Origin of the sequence: Olivibacter sp. SDN3 (genome assembly GCF_014334135.1) — a bacterium.
GTDB lineage: Bacteria > Bacteroidota > Bacteroidia > Sphingobacteriales > Sphingobacteriaceae > Olivibacter.
The window spans coordinates 4494437-4512081 of sequence record NZ_CP060497.1 but is presented as its reverse complement, the minus strand read 5'-3'; the positions used below and the strand labels follow the sequence as shown (position 1 = coordinate 4512081).

The 17645-nt window shown below is 41.6% G+C and carries 19 protein-coding genes; all 19 read left to right on the top strand.

All coding sequences use genetic code 11. From position 1 onward, the window contains the following. Positions 1-38: 38 nt before the first annotated feature. Complete coding sequence (locus H8S90_RS18980) at positions 39-407, top strand: nuclear transport factor 2 family protein (RefSeq protein WP_187339394.1); 369 nt, start codon at positions 39-41, stop codon at positions 405-407. Positions 408-509: 102 nt separating this feature from the next. Then, complete coding sequence (locus H8S90_RS18975) at positions 510-2006, top strand: hypothetical protein (protein WP_187339393.1); 1497 nt, start codon at positions 510-512, stop codon at positions 2004-2006. 95 nt (positions 2007-2101) lie between these two features. Continuing rightward, positions 2102-2434: a hypothetical protein gene (locus H8S90_RS18970; protein WP_187339392.1), complete on the top strand. Its 333-nt coding sequence runs from the start codon at positions 2102-2104 to the stop codon at positions 2432-2434. Positions 2435-2467: 33 nt separating this feature from the next. Beyond that, entirely contained in the window at positions 2468-3661 is a 1194-nt protein-coding gene (locus H8S90_RS18965; protein ID WP_187339391.1) for an amino acid ABC transporter substrate-binding protein, read from the top strand. A gap of 74 nt (positions 3662-3735) precedes the next feature. Further along, positions 3736-3960, top strand: coding sequence for a (4Fe-4S)-binding protein (locus tag H8S90_RS18960; protein ID WP_187339390.1), 225 nt, complete (start codon positions 3736-3738; stop codon positions 3958-3960). After that, positions 3960-4268 (top strand): GNAT family N-acetyltransferase, encoded by a 309-nt coding sequence (locus H8S90_RS18955; protein ID WP_187339389.1) that lies wholly within the window; start codon positions 3960-3962, stop codon positions 4266-4268. The genes H8S90_RS18960 and H8S90_RS18955 overlap by 1 nt, the downstream gene beginning before the upstream one ends. A gap of 7 nt (positions 4269-4275) precedes the next feature. Beyond that, a complete protein-coding gene (locus H8S90_RS18950; RefSeq protein WP_187339388.1) occupies positions 4276-4692 on the top strand; it encodes an OsmC family protein in 417 nt (138 codons plus the stop codon). Between the two features lie 65 nt (positions 4693-4757). Then, on the top strand, positions 4758-7061 hold the full coding sequence (locus H8S90_RS18945) for a cation:proton antiporter (RefSeq protein WP_187339387.1): 2304 nt from the start codon (positions 4758-4760) through the stop codon (positions 7059-7061). Then, positions 7022-7672 (top strand): Crp/Fnr family transcriptional regulator, encoded by a 651-nt coding sequence (locus tag H8S90_RS18940; protein ID WP_255501658.1) that lies wholly within the window; start codon positions 7022-7024, stop codon positions 7670-7672. The genes H8S90_RS18945 and H8S90_RS18940 overlap by 40 nt, the downstream gene beginning before the upstream one ends. A 192-nt stretch (positions 7673-7864) precedes the next feature. Next, positions 7865-8779, top strand: coding sequence for a pirin family protein (locus tag H8S90_RS18935; protein WP_187339386.1), 915 nt, complete (start codon positions 7865-7867; stop codon positions 8777-8779). 114 nt (positions 8780-8893) lie between these two features. Further along, a complete protein-coding gene (locus tag H8S90_RS18930; RefSeq protein WP_187339385.1) occupies positions 8894-9919 on the top strand; it encodes an LLM class flavin-dependent oxidoreductase in 1026 nt (341 codons plus the stop codon). Between the two features lie 388 nt (positions 9920-10307). After that, positions 10308-10850 carry a YceI family protein gene (locus H8S90_RS18925; protein WP_187339384.1) on the top strand — a complete coding sequence of 181 codons (543 nt, stop codon included), beginning with the start codon at positions 10308-10310 and terminating at the stop codon, positions 10848-10850. 11 nt (positions 10851-10861) lie between these two features. Continuing rightward, positions 10862-11254: a Rid family hydrolase gene (locus H8S90_RS18920; protein WP_187339383.1), complete on the top strand. Its 393-nt coding sequence runs from the start codon at positions 10862-10864 to the stop codon at positions 11252-11254. Positions 11255-11281: 27 nt separating this feature from the next. Then, entirely contained in the window at positions 11282-11971 is a 690-nt protein-coding gene (locus H8S90_RS18915; RefSeq protein WP_187339382.1) for a hydrolase, read from the top strand. A 65-nt stretch (positions 11972-12036) separates the two neighbouring features. Next, positions 12037-13812, top strand: a complete 1776-nt coding sequence (locus tag H8S90_RS18910) for an amidohydrolase (RefSeq protein WP_187339381.1) — start codon at positions 12037-12039, stop codon at positions 13810-13812. A 59-nt stretch (positions 13813-13871) separates the two neighbouring features. Beyond that, positions 13872-14303 (top strand): DoxX family protein, encoded by a 432-nt coding sequence (locus H8S90_RS18905; RefSeq protein ID WP_187339380.1) that lies wholly within the window; start codon positions 13872-13874, stop codon positions 14301-14303. A 139-nt stretch (positions 14304-14442) separates the two neighbouring features. Next, entirely contained in the window at positions 14443-15807 is a 1365-nt protein-coding gene (locus H8S90_RS18900) for an alginate export family protein (RefSeq protein WP_187339379.1), read from the top strand. A 102-nt stretch (positions 15808-15909) separates the two neighbouring features. Beyond that, positions 15910-16608: a YoaK family protein gene (locus H8S90_RS18895; RefSeq protein ID WP_187339378.1), complete on the top strand. Its 699-nt coding sequence runs from the start codon at positions 15910-15912 to the stop codon at positions 16606-16608. A 292-nt stretch (positions 16609-16900) separates the two neighbouring features. Beyond that, positions 16901-17524 carry a hypothetical protein gene (locus tag H8S90_RS18890; protein WP_222852138.1) on the top strand — a complete coding sequence of 208 codons (624 nt, stop codon included), beginning with the start codon at positions 16901-16903 and terminating at the stop codon, positions 17522-17524. The last annotated feature ends 121 nt before the right edge of the window (positions 17525-17645 follow it).

Sequence of the window (17645 nt, the reverse complement as noted above, 5' to 3'; positions counted from 1 at the left end):
ACAAAAGCAAGAGCGTATAAATTTACAATTAAAATAAAATGGGAAATAAAGAAATCGTGTTGAAGGCAATGAATGAATTGTTTCACGAAAAAGACAGCACAGCCATCGAACGTTATTGGCATGAATCATACCAACAGCACAACCCATCCATGATCAATGGTCATGAAGGACTTAAAAAGCTTTTGCCTGTTTTAGATGCAAGCTTTAAGTGGCAGCCCGGAATAATCGTTGAAGAGCATGACATCGTGATTACGCATAGCCTAGTACATGGTTGGGGGCCGGTACCAGTAATAGTGGTCGATATTTTTCGATTAGAAGATGGAAAAATAGCAGAGCATTGGGATGTCGTACAAGAAGAGACTCCAGCCTCAAAATCTGCTAATGGAAATGCAATGACTTCTTTTTAAAATACCCCGTTAAGCAATGAGACGAGTTTATGATTTCAATAATATAAGTTCAAAAATCGGTTAAATACTTTTAATAAGTATTGTATTTCAAAGCTTAGGGAAATGAAAAAAAACAAGATCATTTTAATTCTTCTCTTAATTTTTAGCATTTGTTCCTGTGCTAAACAAGAACCTTTCATGGACTATGTGTTCAGCTGGGACGGAGATTCCGCTATATTAGGGGTTGAACTCACGTATTCTGCCGCTCAAAAAGACAGTACCGTCTTTATATTCGGAGACCCGAGTTGGGGCGGACAGAACGATATATTTGATGTTATCAAAAATATTCGTAGTATCGGATCTGATGAAGAGCTCAAGATAGACGAAGCGAACAGGCGGATCACCATATACCACAATGGGGCAAAAAAACACAGGCTCGCTTATGAAATAGACGGTTCACTTCTCGCCGATAAACCAACTAGGAGTTCTCAAAGGGAACTGTTCAGGCCTGTTATCACAAAAGGAGTGTTGACGTTGGTAAGTAAGCAGTTTGCCTTGGCCATAACCGACGAAAGTAATCCTTTGGTATCCTTCAGCTGGCGTAGCTACCCTGAAAATGTCAACTATTTCAATTCCGTCAATCCATCCCAGATCGATCCATCGGAAAAACTTTCAATCGATTACGACAACCTTTCAAATATGGTGCTATTCGTTATGGGAAATAATATTGGCGTGAAGGAATACAACGTTATGGGTATCCCTTACTATTGTGTAACCACGAAAGAAGATAAATATGGAAATGACTTGCAGGGAAATCTCAGCCCTTTTTTTGAAAGCTATTTACCGAACATCCACAAGTTCTGGAACGATACCGATTTTCCGTTCTATTTTTTATCCGTCACAGCATTGCAAAACAACGAAAAAGAAATAGGAGGGGGTGGTTTTGGTATAAAAAATGGTTTTGTCATGAAGTTGGGGAGAAAATTTGGCACAAGGGAAAAGTACGTTACGGCACACGAAACCGCTCACACTTGGATCGGAATCAAAATGATGTTAGGTGAGGATAGTTTTGACCATCAATGGTTCGGTGAGGGGTTTAACGATTATACCACAATCATTAATTTGGCAAACAGCAAAATTTACGGGAAGGAGGACTTTCTTTATTACCTAAATGAAGAGACCTTAAAACCACATTACGAAAGTAAAATCAAAAGTGTACACAATGATTCTATTGCCACAAAATACTGGACGGATTATGCCAATTATGGAGTTCTTCCATACAGACGTGGACTCATCTACGCTTTTTACCTCGATAACCAGGTCAGGTTAGCGTCGAACGGAAAATTTACGCTCAGGAATATGTTGCTCGACCTGCACGCACTTAGAAAGGCAAAAAAGAGCGATGAGATTTTAACGGTTGATGATTTTATTAACGTAGGCGCTGCATATGTAGACAAAAAGGAGTTGGTTGAGCAGATAGAGCATCATATGATAGAGGGACAACCCATTGATTTTAACAACGTAAAACTTATTGCCGAATTTAATATCGAAATCAACAACAATATACCGGAGGTAAGCTTAATCGAGAATGCCGATCTGTCAAAAATATATCGGTGGTAATGATAATAATACAGCACTTTAACGAGGTAAAGTTAACCACCAGTGGTAGCATGAGTGCATTTAAAAAACAAACAAGTAATTAATAAATTATTCTAATGAAAAACAAATTAACGGGTAATAGATATATAATGGATGTGGGGGTTCTGAAAACCGAACTCTTTTTCGAAACCGATGAATCCATGGTTTTTACAGTGATAGAAGGTGGCTCTTTAACCGAAAATGGCTATTCGGAAAGAGTGGAAACCACCATCGCTGAAATTCGTCCACAGGTATATATGGTTGCATGGAAAGAAATTTCAGGTGCTACCGTAACACATGTGGAAGACCATGAAAATGGAATTATTTATAGCAACGCAACGTTGCCCGATGGAAGCTTTTACACGATGAAAGGCACCATAAGCCTCATTCAAAATGACGCGAGTACATAATAAATAAGTAAAGCAAAAAAAATATCCCAAATCATGGATACACCACCAAATGAAACAACAAATGACCCCATTCGCATTGGTTATAGTCTTTCACTTTCCGGTCCAGTGGCCGAGAATACAAAGGCAGTTATGCTCGCACACCGTATTTGGGAAGAAGAAATCAATAGCAAAGGAGGTCTTCTTGGCCGTAAAGTAGAGTTGGTATGTTACAATGACAATGGAGACCCTCTGCAAGTATCCGATAGCTATAAAAAGCTTTTGGATGTGGATAAAGTAGATTTGATTATTGGAGGTTATGGAACCAATACGATTGCAGCCTCAATGCCAGTGATTATGGAGCGTAAACGATTTTTAGTCGGACTGATGGGCTTAGGCGTTAATTTGAACCTGAAATATCCGAATTATTTTGCGATGATTCCTACAGGTCCTAAGCCTAATTCAACGCTTACAGAAGGCTTTTTTGCGCTTGCAGCTTCCCAAAGTCCCAAACCGATAACCGTTGCTGTACTTTCTGCTGATGCAGAATTTTCAAAAAACCCGGTTATAGGTGCCCGAGAAAATGCAGAGAAATATGGCTTTCAGGTAATTTATGAGAAAACCTATCCACTTTCAACAGAAGATTTTACAGCCATAATAGATCAGGTAAAAGCGACCAACGCTGACTTATTTTTCATCTGTTCTTATTTAAACGATTCAATAGGTTTGGTTCGTGCGCTACATAAAAGTGACTTTCGTCCAAAGATCGTTGGAGGAGCCATGATTGGTCCACAGAGTGCTTCCGTAAAAACAGAGCTGGGTCCTCTTTTAAATGGCTTTGTCAATTATGAATATTGGGTGCCGGTACCAAAGATGAACTTTCCGGGAGTTACTGATATGTTGGCCAAATATCAAACAAAGGCAATTGAAAAAAATGTAGATGCGCTGGGTTACTATATGGCTCCATTGGCATATGCACAAATGCAAATACTTGAACAAGCGGTTGCGGCAACTGCAAGTTTGGATGATGAGGTTCTTTCTGCATATTGTCGAACCAATAGTTTTGAAACGGTAATGGGGAACATTCGTTTTGGCGAAGGTGGTGAATGGGCTGAACCACGTGTGGTACAAGTACAATTTCAAAACATCGACAACCATGAAATGGAGACCTTTAGAGACAGCCGTGTGCAAGTGGTTGTCGATCCACCGGCATACGCATCTGGTCCATTGATATACCCATACGCCCCATAATTTAACCATTTGATGAGGGGATTGTATTAACAATATTAAAAAAACAGAGCATCAATTTCAGAAAAAGAACGATTATGGAAACACATGAATATCCAAACGGAGAAATTACCATTCTTTGGAAACCAAAGTTATGCGTTCATGCGGCAGTTTGTGTAAAGACTTTATCAAAAGTCTATAATCCAAAGGCACGCCCTTGGATAAAAACAGAAAATGCGACCACGCAGGAACTCATTGAACAGGTTGCAAAATGCCCATCTGGAGCATTGAGTATAAAAAAAGAACCTAACAATTTTGAATAATGGAAAACACAAAAGTAGTTTTTAAAGAAGATAGTATTTACGGTGAAGTCCAGCTGTTCTCAGATGATAAAAAAGCGGGAAAAATGGACATTTCCGTTGCAGAGGGTAGGCTTAGGGTATATCACACTGAAGTCAATGCTGCGTACGAAGGAAGAGGTTTTGCAAAATTATTGCTTGACCAATTAATAAGTTATGCCAGGGAGAATAACCTGGGAATCATACCGCTTTGCCCCTATGTTCTTGCACAATTCAAACGCCACCCAGCAGATTACGCAGATGTCTGGTTAAAAAAGAGCATAAATAATTAGGTGATAAATGAATTATATATTAGAAAGCCCAGTAAAAGGAGCTTTAGGTACCCAAAAACACAAAACAGACATTCATTGGAGAAATGGTGTGTTGATCACCGATGAACCTGAAAAACTGGGTGGAAAAGATTTAGGTCCGGATCCTTATACACTACTACTAGCATCTTTGGTAGCCTGTACATTAGCGACGCTCAGGATGTATATCGAACATAAAGGTTTAAGCATCTCAGGAATAGAAGTTGAGGCTAACATCTTCTACAAAATAGAAAATAAAGAAACGATAGCATATATTGAACGGAAGATCGAATTTGGAGAGCAGCTGAGTCCGGAAATAGAACAAAGACTATTAAGGGTGGCGGAAAATTGTCCTATATCAAAAACGCTAAAAGGAAATATCAATATCTCAACCGAATTAATAAAATAAAAGCAAGCGCTTTTTTAATAGGAAAAAATAAATAAAACCTCAATAGTAAATAATACAAAATATAGATGGCTCATTTACCCGAACTGATACAAGATATGGCGCTTATCCTTTTGGTAGGTGCATTGGTTACCATTCTTTTTAAACGAATTAGGCAGCCCCTGGTTTTGGGTTATATCATTGCCGGCTTCTTGGTTGGTCCGCACTTCAGTTATCTGCCCACCATCGTGGATCACGAAAATATAAAGACTTTTGCAGAGATTGGCGTCATCATGCTGCTGTTCAGCCTAGGTCTGGAGTTCAGCTTTAAAAAACTGGTGAAAGTAGGTGGTTCGGCGTCTGTCACAGCGGTTGTCGAAATTATATTTGTAGGTTTGGGCGGGTATCTTACCGGGTATTTGCTGGGTTGGAATCAGATGGATAGTCTCTTCCTTGCGGGTATGCTCGCAAGTTCCTCCACCACCATTATTCTGCGGGCTTTTGACGAGCTGGGTTTAAAATCAAAACAGTTTGCCAAAGTAGTTTTCGGTGTACTGGTAGTAGAAGATATTATCGTCATCCTACTGATGGTATTGCTTTCTACCGTTGCCGTAACGCAGGCTTTTCAAGGCTCGGAAATCCTTTTCACCGTACTCAAACTTGGCTTCTTTTTGGTGCTTTGGTTTTTAGTAGGTATTTATCTGCTTCCGGTATTTATAAAAAGGACCAGAAAATGGATGGACGAGGAAACGGTGCTCATCCTTTCGATAGGCCTTTGTTTCGGCATGGTGCTGCTGGCTACGCAGGTCGGGTTTTCTGCCGAATTAGGTGCTTTTGTGATGGGTTCGTTAATAGCAGAAACGGTGTTGGCAGAAAAAATCGAACACCTAACGCAGCCTATTAAACAGTTCTTTGGTACCATATTCTTTGTTTCTGTGGGTATGATGATCGATCCACAGGCGATGTATACCTATGCAGGTCCCATATTGGCTATTACCCTACTCACCATCGTAGGAAAGTTTTTCTTCAGTGGATTAGGCGCCTTGATTTCTGGGCAACCCTTAAAACAGGCTGTACAGATAGGTTCGAGCATGGCCCAGATCGGCGAATTTGCTTTTATAGTTGCGGCTCTGGGATTGTCGCTCGGGGTTATTTCGGAATTTCTGTTTCCTATTGCCGTAGGCGTATCGGCGATCACTACGTTTACCACACCTTATCTGATTAAATTTTCAGAACCGCTTTACGGTACGATTGTAAAAATACTTCCGGTAAAATGGGTAGCACGTTTGGATGCCTACACTTCCGAAACGCAGAAAAATAAAAACAATCCGCTTTGGAAAAAAATGCTGCGGGAATACAACAGTATCCTGATCACCAATAGTATTATGCTCGTGGCCATTGCCCTTCTGTTCAAATATACATTCATTCCGTTTGTGGATGTGCAGATAGAAAGTGTACTTTGGAGAAATGTGGTGTTGATAAGTGCGGCGACCTTGCTGGCATCGCCTTTCCTATGGGCTATCCTGATCAAAAAAATCAAACTGAAAGAAGGCAATGAAAGCGTCAATGCGTATTACCTGAACTATTCGCTGACGGGTATCTCCCTCCATGCCATCCGGTTTCTTTTGGGGATATTCCTTATCGGTTTCTTCATTGATCAAATAACAACAACGAGGTATGCGCTGATGGTCGCTGTTCCGGTAATTGTGGTATTGCTCTGGTTTTTCTCAGATAAGGTTCAGAAGGTTCACCAGCGAATAGAGCAGCGGTTTATGTCGAATCTCAATGAACGGGAACGGCTTGCATATATCCAGAATAAAGGAACCATCGAACTGCAGCAAAAAAACGAAGAGACAAAGCGGCATTTTCAGGAATGGAATGCTTATGTAACAGAACTGGAAGCCGGTGCCACTCTTCCTTTTGCCGGAATGACTCTGTACGAACTTAACTGGAAAGAGCAATATGGGATAAATATCGTGTACATACGTAGAAACGACAGAACCCTACATCTGCCCAGCGGAAATCACCGGATATTGCCTTACGACAAGGTAGGCATATTGGGAACGGATGAACAGGTTTCTCAATTAAAACTTGTCTTTGACCAAACAGACCCGCAAGAGGGCAGCGAAGAAGAAATAGACATTAATGATATACAGCTTATCAAGGCACAGGTTACGGAAGCCAATCCTTATTCCGGCAAGACGATAAAAGCCTCCGGTATCCGGAAAGACCTGCATAGCCACGTAATAGGTATTGAAAGAAACGGTGACCGTATCCTGAACCCGAGTTCATCAGAAGCGATATTCGCTAATGATATTGTGTGGCTCGTAGGCGATACACACCGTATAAAAGCATGTTTAAAGGATCATCGGGAGAACTTTCTGGAAGTATAACGCCTATTCAGGTGTCAAAAATGGAGAGGCTTATGTACACAACGTTTCTAAATAACATATCTAAATTCACCACCCTAACGGAAGAGGAACAATCGTTATTTACGGATATGCTGGATCTCAGGTATATACCAAAAAAAACAACACTACTTCGTGAAGGTGAAATCTGCCAATTTGAAGGCTATATTCAAAAAGGTTGTGTACGCATTTATTATATGAATGAAAATGGTTGTGAAGTGACGTTGTGTTTTGCTGTGGAAAACTGGTGGGTATGCGATATTGACTCATTTTATGAAAGAAAGCCATCCATTTTTTTTATTGAAACATTGGAAGCTACGGAAATGTATGTATTCACTCCGGAAACCAAAGAAAAGTTACTATCCACCATACCAAAATTTGAAAGAGTCTTTCGGTTATTGGTACAGCGTAACTTATCTGCTGTTCAAAAAAGGCTGGTTACAACCATTTCAAAAACGGCCACTGAGCGTTATCTTGAATTTATCAAGATGTACCCCTCGCTTCCGTTGCGCGTACCGCAATATTATATAGCGTCTTATCTTGGGATATCGCCCGAGTTCATAAGTACAATAAGGAAAAGGCTCTCATCTAAATAAAATATGATGGAGTAGGCAATTACCTTCACCCGGAAAGAATGCATTTTGACATTTCCGCGTTTTGTCCTTAGAAAGTATATAGGAGAAACTAAGGAATAACTTGACCAAATGAAATATTTTTTTTATCATATGTCATTAATTTTGAATTTGTTGATTAACCTAACTTTAATTTTTATTATTTAAAGATTTATTATGCTTGATATCGTTATAGAATCCAGAAAGGCCGAAATTACCCCAGGTTTTGCGGTTAAACGCATCCTTCCCTACCAGCTCCGTAGAATGGTTGGGCCGTTTATTTTTATGGATCATGGTGGCCCGGTAAATATCCCGATAGCGGCTGCAAATAGTCTTGATGTACTGCCGCATCCGCATATTGGTCTATCCACGGTCAGTTATCTGTTCAGTGGGAATGTGACCCACAGAGACAGTCTTGGAGTAGAGCAGGTGATAAAACCTGGCGAGATCAATTGGATGACCGCTGGGAAAGGAATTACACATAGTGAACGTTTCGAAGATCCGGCGATGCTGGCTGGGGGCGAGCTGGAAATGATACAGACATGGGTAGCACTTCCCGAAAAGGATGAAGAAAGCGAGCCATCCTTCGACAACTATAAGCCTGACCAGCTGCCCATTTTTACGGATACTGGTGTTTGGATGCGTTTGATTGCAGGGGATGCCTATGGCTTGAAAAGTAATGTCAGGACACATTCCCCCTTATTCTATGTGCACGTCGTGCTGGATCAGGGTATTCATTTTGGCTTGCCTAAGGGGCATAGCGAAAGAGGGGCGTACATTGTCAGGGGCAGCGTCGAAGTAAACGGGATCACCTATACGGCAGGACAACTGATAGTATTTACCAAAGGGGTTGACCCATTGATTATTGCCAAAGAACAAACCACATTGATGATGCTCGGTGGTGAACACTTGGGAGAACGGTACATCTGGTGGAATTTTGTGTCCAGTAGAAAAGATAGGATTGAACAGGCCAAAGAGGACTGGAAACAGGGGCGTATTGTTTTACCACCAATGGATAATGAAGAATATGTACCCTTACCTGAAGGAAAAAGCAAACCAGCAGGAGGCCCTCCCCCAAATGCCCTTTCTTGAGCAATCGGCAATTTTCAGGCGTAACATCGTGCAGCCATTACATCGATTATAGCTGAAAGCGGTGTCTAAACACCAAAAGACGTATTCAAAAACAGTATTAAAAGAAGAAAAAAAATGGAAATAGGAATTGATAGTTTCGCATCTGCCATGTACGGCAGCAATAAACTTAGCAGTGTCGATGCAATGGAACAGCTACTGGAGAGGATCGTTCAGGCCGATCAGGCGGGACTGGATATTTTCGGTATCGGCGAGCACCATAAGAAGGAGTTTCTGGATTCCGCTCCTGCGGTAATCCTCGCTGCGGCAGCAGCAAGGACGAAAAATATACGCTTAACCAGTGCCGTCACCGTGCTGAGCACCTCAGATCCGGTACGGGTTTATCAGAGCTTTGCAACCTTGGATCTGATATCAAAGGGTAGGGCAGAACTTGTTGTGGGCAGGGGGTCTGCTATAGAAGCGTACCCGCTGTTTGGGTTTGATCTGAATGATTATGATGCGCTGTTCAAAGAGAAATTGGGACTCTTGTTGAAAATCCGTGATCAGGAATTTATTACCTGGTCAGGAAAATTTAGGGCAGCGTTGGAGAATCAACCGGTCTATCCCAGATCAACTCAGGAGACACTTCCAGTTTGGCTTGGTGTTGGGGGTACTCCCGAATCATTTGTCAGGGCCGGGACTTTGGGACTGCCGCTTATGGTTGCGATTATCGGCGGAGAAACAGGGCGCTTTCGTCCTTTGATAGAACTGTACAGACAGGCTGGACGTCGGGCAGGCTTTGCGCCAGAACAGTTAAAAGTTGGATTGCATTCACCGGGCTACGTAGCGGTAACCAATGAGGAAGCTATTGTAGACTATTATCCAGGTTATGCTGAACTGTGGACTAAGGCGGGCAAGGAACGTGGGTGGCCTCCGGTAACCAGAACCGGGTTCGATGCATTGATATCTCCTAAAGGTGTACTGGTGGTTGGTGGGCCCGAACAGGTGGCAGAAAAACTGTTAAGGCATAGCGAGGCATTGGGTGGTGTTGACCGCTTTACCTTTCAGATGGATAATGCAGGGCTTAGCCATCAACAGCTGTTACGTTCCATAGAAATAATTGGTACGAAGGTTATTCCACTGGTCAATAAAGAGCTTGATTAATTCCTTTTTTGATTCATCCGATCTTCAGGCACCATTTAAAAAACGACCACCGAGCGTTATCTTCAATTTATCAATAAATATCCTTTGGTTCCGATAAGCGTACCGCAATATTACATAACGTCTTGTCTTGGCGTATCAGCTGCATTCATCAGCACGGTAAGTAAAACGCGTCCAGCTAAGTAAAACCTTCCGACATAAAAGGTCTCAAATAGCGAGATTTCCCATTCATTAATTCCCTATATATTGGTTCTAACCCGTATAGGGAATTTTAATTTTAAAGACAGTCCTTTTTATTTCCGTCATTTCTTAAACCAGTTAAATGAACAGGGGGTTTTGTTGTCGCAACTTTGTAGTATCAGAATTACAATTAAAATAAAACGATAAAAAAATGGCAAAATCAGTCTGGACAATAGATCCATCACATTCCGAAATCGGCTTCAGGGTAAAACACATGATGTTTACCAATGTGTCCGGTAAGTTTAATGATTTTCATGCAACCGTTGAAAATGACAATGACACATTTGAAACTTCTGAAATTTCCTTTTCAGCAGACGTAAGTTCCATTGATACAAACAATGTCGATAGAGATAACCACTTGAGAAGCGCGGATTTCTTTGATATCGATAAATTCCCGAAGATTTCATTCAAATCAACAGCCATCAAGAAAATCAATGAAGGACAGTTTGAGGTATCGGGAGATCTTACTATTAAAGATGTAACCAAAAAGGTGACTTTAGATGCGGAGTACAGCGGTTTGATGAAAGATCCATGGGGCAACACAAAAACAGGAGTTTCTTTATCGGGAAAAATCAACCGCAAAGAATTCGGATTAACATGGAATGCCTCCCTTGAAACAGGTGGTGTTTTGGTTGGAGAAGACATCAAACTGGTGTCTGAGGTGCAATTGATCAAACAAGTTGATATACACTAAAATTTAAAATTATGCTTAATAGAAACAAAGAATTCAAGACTTTCAACATGAGTTGGGAAGCTGAGTATGGTTATGTACAGGCTGTGAAAAATGGCGATACAGTATGGATCTCGGGACAATTGGGGCATAATGAGCAGGGCGTACTTGCAGAAGGAATGGAAAATCAGATGGACCAAACGTACGCGAACATTGGTAGCCTTCTGCAGGGCTTTGAAATGACACCAGATGATGTTGTTGAAGAAGTAATTTATGCCACGGATATATCCTCCGCATTTGAATTTAGAAAAAAATTTGGTGCCTTATTTTATTCTGATCCAAAAAGAATTGCCAGTACCATAGTGGAAGTCCGCGACTTAGTATTGCCTGGACAATTGGTTGAAATAAAAATAGTAGCGAAAAAATAAAAATTAAAAGCAAAACAATTTATTAACATGAAAAAGACAATTTTATCTACCGTGGTGAGTCTAATATCCTTGGTTACATTCGCCCAAAATCCAAGCCCTGAATTATTAAACCCAACCAACCATTCTTTACTGTTGATCGATCACGAAGGTCAAATGGCCTTTGCTACGCACAGCATTTCTACAACGGAATTAAGAAACAATGTGGGACTTGTGGCGGGGGCCTCCCAGATCTTCAAAATTCCTACGGTTGTTACGACCGTTGCAGAAAAATCATTCAGCGGTCCGGTTTTCCCGGAAGTTCAAGAGTTTTATCCCGAATCGACTTCCGGTTATGTAGATAGAACCACCATGAATACATGGGAAGACGTTAATGCACACAAAGCCATCACCGGTAAAGGCAAAAAGAAAATTGTTATGGCAGGTTTATGGACAAGCGTTTGTATTGTAGGTCCCGTTTTATCAGCATTGAGTGAAGGATATGATGTATATGTTATAACCGATGCTTCGGGAGATGTTTCAAAAGAAGCCCATGATCAGGCCGTAACACGCATGGTTCAGGCGGGCGCAAAACCAATAACTTCTCTACAATATTTATTGGAACTACAAAGAGATTGGGCACGTCAGGAAACCTATAAAGCAGTGAATGACCTGGTTGTACGGTTCGGTGGAGCATATGGCATCGGCGTGCAGTATGCCCGGGAAATGTTGAAGCATTAAAAATAAGTTATTTATTCCAAAAGGCAGGATATCACAAGCCTGCCTTTTTAGACTGCATGTGAAGCATGAAAAACATTAATAATTTATTTCTGAGTACTTTCCTTTTAGGCGCGTCAATTGTACATGCCCAACAAGCTGATATCCTAATCACCAACGGAAAGATCACTACGTTGAGCGACAACAATCAGGACGTAGAAGCTGTAGCTATTTCCGATAATAAAATAGTGAGAACAGGAACCAATAGCGAAATCCTTAAACTGAAAGGGAAAAACACAACAGTTGTTGACGCCCAAAATAGACGTGTTATTCCCGGTCTTTTTGATAGCCATATGCATGTGATCCGTGGAGGCCGCTTCTATAATACCGAGCTGCGTTGGGACGGGGTAACATCGTTGAAAAGGGCTCTTCAGATGCTGAAGGAGCAGGCAGCTCGTACACCAGAGGGCCAGTGGGTACGTGTTGTAGGTGGTTGGAACGAATACCAATTTGAAGAAAAACGACTCCCTACTATCGAAGAGATCAATGAAGCAACCGGAAATACGCCTACTTTCATTCTCTACCTATACGGAAAGGCTTGGCTTAACAAGGCTGGTCTGCAGAAATTGAACATCATGGGCGATACACCGAATCCTTCTGAGGGATTGATCGAAAAAGATGAAAAGGGGAACCCAACAGGACTTTTAGTTGCAGAACCGAATGCCTTTATTTTGTATTCTACATTGGCAAAACTGCCGGAACTTACCGAAGAAGAGAAAGTGAATTCCACTTTGCAGTATATGACCGAACTGAACCGCGTCGGTGTTACAGGAGTAATGGATGCAGGTGGCGGATTTCAGAATTTCCCGGATGATTATCGTATTACCGATTCCTTGGATAAGCAGGGTAAGATCACGGTTAGGCTTCCTTACTACCTCTTTGCACAGAAAAAGGGCGCAGAACTGACCGATTATACAAATTGGACAGGAATGGTAGAAATTGACGCGGATCACAACAACGGCCACAATGAAATTGACTATGAAGTGGCTGGTGGTGGCGAAAATTTGATTGCTGATGCAGCTGATTTTGAAAACTTCCTTTTTCCAAGACCTGAGTTACCTGCCACCATGGAGAAGAGTCTAGGCGATGTTATTGCTGTTTTGGTTAAAAAACGTTGGCCTTTCCGCATCCATGCAACCTACGATGAAAGCATAAACCGGTTTCTGAACGTTATCGAAGAAGTAAACGAAGAAACGCCGCTTGATGGATTGGTTTGGTTCTTTGACCATGCAGAAACCGTGACCGAAGAAAATCTGCAACGCATCAAGGCCTTGGGAGGTGGTATCGCTATTCAGCATAGAATGGCCTATCAGGGTGAAAGTTTTATAAAACGTTACGGTAGAAAACCTGCCTTAAACTCGCCTCCTACTAAAAAAATACTTGAGCTGGGAATTCCTATAGGACTGGGAACAGATGGAACACGGGTGGCTTCATACAACCCCTGGGTTGCTCTTTACTGGGTCACAACCGGCAAAACGGTTGGAGGAAACCAGGTTATGGCCGAAGAAAATACCTTGGATAGGACTACGGCCTTGCGCTTGGCTACCCACAAGGGCTACGAGCTCATAAAGGATAAGAAAAAAGGTAAGATAGAAAAAGGATATTATGCTGATCTTATCATCTTAGATAACGATTACTTTACGGTGCCCGACGAAAGTATCAAAAATATAACTTCTAAGCTGACCATTGTAGACGGTAAAATTGTATATGGCGACAAAGATTATGGTAGCATTGCTCCGGTAGCTTTGCCTGTACTTCCTGCGTGGAGCCCTGTGAAACATTTCGGCGGATATCAGAACCAATAAAAATAATCGGCTGCGGGAACTCTTTGCAAAACGAGACCCCATTAACGGAGTTAAAAGCAATGAAAAAATTAATGCAATTCATAACAAACACGCAACTATCCGATGGCATGTATCATTGGGTTTTGTTGTTTTTCAGAATATTGTTATCGGTAGAAATGATCTACGCACACGGTCTTAAAAAATTGGGTATAGGCGTAGCAGAAGCAGAACAAGTACCCAATCCTATGCATTTTCCGGAAACAATCAACAATGCCTTGGCAGTTTCTGCCAATATCTTTTTCCCCATATTGGTCATATTCGGACTTTTTACAAGACTATCGGTATTACCCATTCTTGCGGTAACACTTACGGGATATTTCGTGTTGCATTTTTATGATGAGCCGTTGGTAAAAGACACACCCTATATGTACAGTTTATCTTACTTGTTGCTGTTTTTTCTGGGGGCAGGAAAGTATTCAGTTGATTACTTGTTCTACAAAAGGGTAATGTAAACCTAAAATTTAACCGCAAATAACCGTAAAGATATTTTTAATGAATTAATAGCTTTTGGAGGTTCTTGTAGCAAAGCTTTCAAAAGCAAAATTCGCATCCTGATTGTGCATAATGTTCTTGTGATCAGAAAATTTAAGTATGAGGCATATTTTAGTATACTTTTTTTTATTGTCCGTACCGATGAATCTATTGGCGCAAACCTTCAAGTTGATGCGTTACGATGAAGACTATTCCGGATTAAAAGACAGCGCAAGAACTTTTTACAACAGGATAAAATACATTCCTCTGTCCCAAACCGGTAATGTTTACCTTTCCCTCGGAGGTGAAGTGCGGGAGGAATTGGATTATGCCGTCAATGAAGACTGGGGAGAAATGGGCCTTGGCAGAGATGTTTTTTTGCTTCAACGCTACCATGTCCACGCCGATTTGCATTTGGGCAATCGGGTTCGCTTTTTTGGCCAATTGCGTAGCGGTTTGGAGAATGGGCGTAAGAACGGCCCTCGTGGCATTGATGAAGATAAACTAAATATACAAAATCTTTTTGTTGATGTTCTAGCTTATAAAAAATCGGATAGAACCCTTACGTTACGTGTGGGACGGCAGGAGATCCGATACGGCAGCGGCCGCTTGGTTGATGTAAGGGATGGCCCCAACCTCCGCCTGTACTTTGATGGAGTCAAAGCTGCTTACGCATCGCCCAATCTAAACGTTGACGCATTTGTAATGGCAGACGCCATGGTAAATACCGGCCTTTTCGATAATACCTCCACCCGGAAAGCCAACCTGTGGGGGATCTACAGCAACTACATCGTTCCGAAAAGCGGCAATCTGGATTTGTATTACCTCGGCATCAATCGCGCTAATGCTAGGTTTGATGAAGGTGTTGCTAACGAATTGCGACATACTTTTGGTGCCCGGTTTTGGAGAACGGGCATTGGATTTGTTTACAATTTTGAAGCAGTTTATCAAATGGGAACGTTTGGTTTAGGCAATATCAGTGCTTTCGCGGTTTCTTCGGAAATCGGCTATATGCTTGCGAACATAAAAGGATCACCGACCGTAAAGCTAAGGAACGACTATATTTCCGGCGATAAAACTAGAGGTGACGGCAAACTTGGTACCTTAAATGCTTTGTATCCGAATGGCGGCTATTTCGGGATGAATCCCCAGGTAGGTCCGGCAAATTTAATGTCTATTCATCCTAACCTCACTTGGAATCCCGGTAAAAAGGTAACACTTACATCGGAGGTGGTGTTTAACTGGCGTCATTCCACGGAAGATGGTATTTATGGTCCAAGTGGTTCGTTAAGAATATCCTCGTTCGAGTCAAAAAAAAGATACATTGGCACAGCATACATTACTACCTTTTCATGGCATATTAATGATTTTTTGAATTATAATATTGGTGTGCAATATTTTAAAACAGGTGGTTTTATCAACGATGTAATCCCCCAGCACCAGGATGGTTTTTTTGTAGGTTCGGTAATAGGGTTAAAATTTTAAACCGTGTAACAATGAAAAATCAAACGTTCGGCAGGCGGTGGTATCAAGAACATTATTGCCACTTTCAATAATTAACAGCTATCCTATTTACAGCAAAATAAGATGACAAAAACGCATAATATCCATTGGGTTACATTTCTGCTGGCGTGGGTAGCGGGATATGCCGATACCGCCACCTTTGTTGCAGGCGACAGTATTTTTTCGGCGCATGTTACAGGTAACTTCATTGTATTTGCAGCACAGGCAGTAGCTGGCGCAAACCCGGCTGATTGGGTAAAGTTACTCACCTTTCCTGTTTTTATTTTAGCAGTAATGGCTGGCGGGCGCATTGCCAAGAAAACGGACACTAAATACCGCATTTTACTTATTGAAAGCCTCGTACTGCTTACATGCAGTGCACTGGCCTTTATGCTTCCACATTGGACGATAATCGAAGAAAAAGCCGGTATGTACATCATGGTAATGATATCTGTAGCTGCAATGGGATTGCAAAATGCTTTCGGAAAATTATTTGCCAAAGAAACGCACGGACCTACTACAATGATGACCGGCAATGTGACACAGGCCTCTCTTGACCTTGGAAAAGTTTTACTCGGCGGTGTAGAGAAGGAGGTTATTTCATGGATGAGCCTGCAAAAACAACTGATAACAATTGGTGGGTTTCTTGCAGGATGCCTGCTGGGTGCTTTGTTCGGTAAACTATTAGGTTTGGGCGCTGTAGGCGTGGCAGGTATTGCGCTGCTGCTTTGTTATTTTTTCCGAAGTCATTTAAATTGTGTGAAGCACAACGTCTTTATATGATTTAATAAAGTTCGTTGAGTTCATTGTTTCAATCCTTCTTTCTATTTTCTTCGTGTTTGACTTCATATTGATGAATTGGCTATTTGTTGAAAGTTGTTTTCCTATTCTATAGCTCTGATTAGGGCTGCATACATCGTCCCACCGAAGGATGAAGGTCGTTCGTTAATCTTTGTTATCGACTCATACCCATATTGGAGAAAAGGCGACTTAATTTGCTGAAGGTAATCGGATACGGAACCCAGGGATTCGAAACTCTGTTTTCGCCGCCGTGGCGTTGGGGCAAAATGTAATCTTGGAAAACCAGGAGTTTGAATTAAGAAATGTTACGGGATCAATTGTCCAGCTCAATGGAGAAGAAGTGCTGAAGATAGAACGGGATCTGGACGCGTTGCCTTTTAACGAAAACAACCTGGCCGCCACCGTGGACGAGCCTACCTATGCCAAGCTGAAAGGCATTAGCCTCGAAAACGGCTGTATTGAGGTAAAGGTCTTGAGTCGTTTGCTTGAGGCTGCTCCCAACCTTTCCCGTGGATTTATAGGCATTGCTTTCCGGATTGACGATCGTGATACCGAGTTTGAATCCATTTATCTCCGCCCGACCAACGGTAGGGCCGAAAACCAATTCCGCCGTAACCATAGTTTACAATACTTTTCCTATCCTGACTATAAATTCGACAGGCTAAGGAGGGAATCTCCTGAAACATATGAGACCTATGCCGATATAGGATTAGACGAATGGATTACCTTACGGTTTGAAATCAACGGCCCCAAAGTAAGGCTTTACATCAATGATCAAGAGCATCCCTCGTTCATTGTGGAGGAAATGAAAGGTGGAATTAGAAAAGGCTCAATCGCCTTATGGGTCGATATAGGCACGGAAGGATATTTCAAGGATTTGAAGGTCGTAGAAAAATAGCGATGAACTGAATCTGTCGAAGAATCCAATCTGAATGTGCTTATTAACTATGCTTTCATGATAGAGCTAAAAAAGATACGAATCGAGATTGATGACGGAAACGGGTTCTACGTAAATTCTA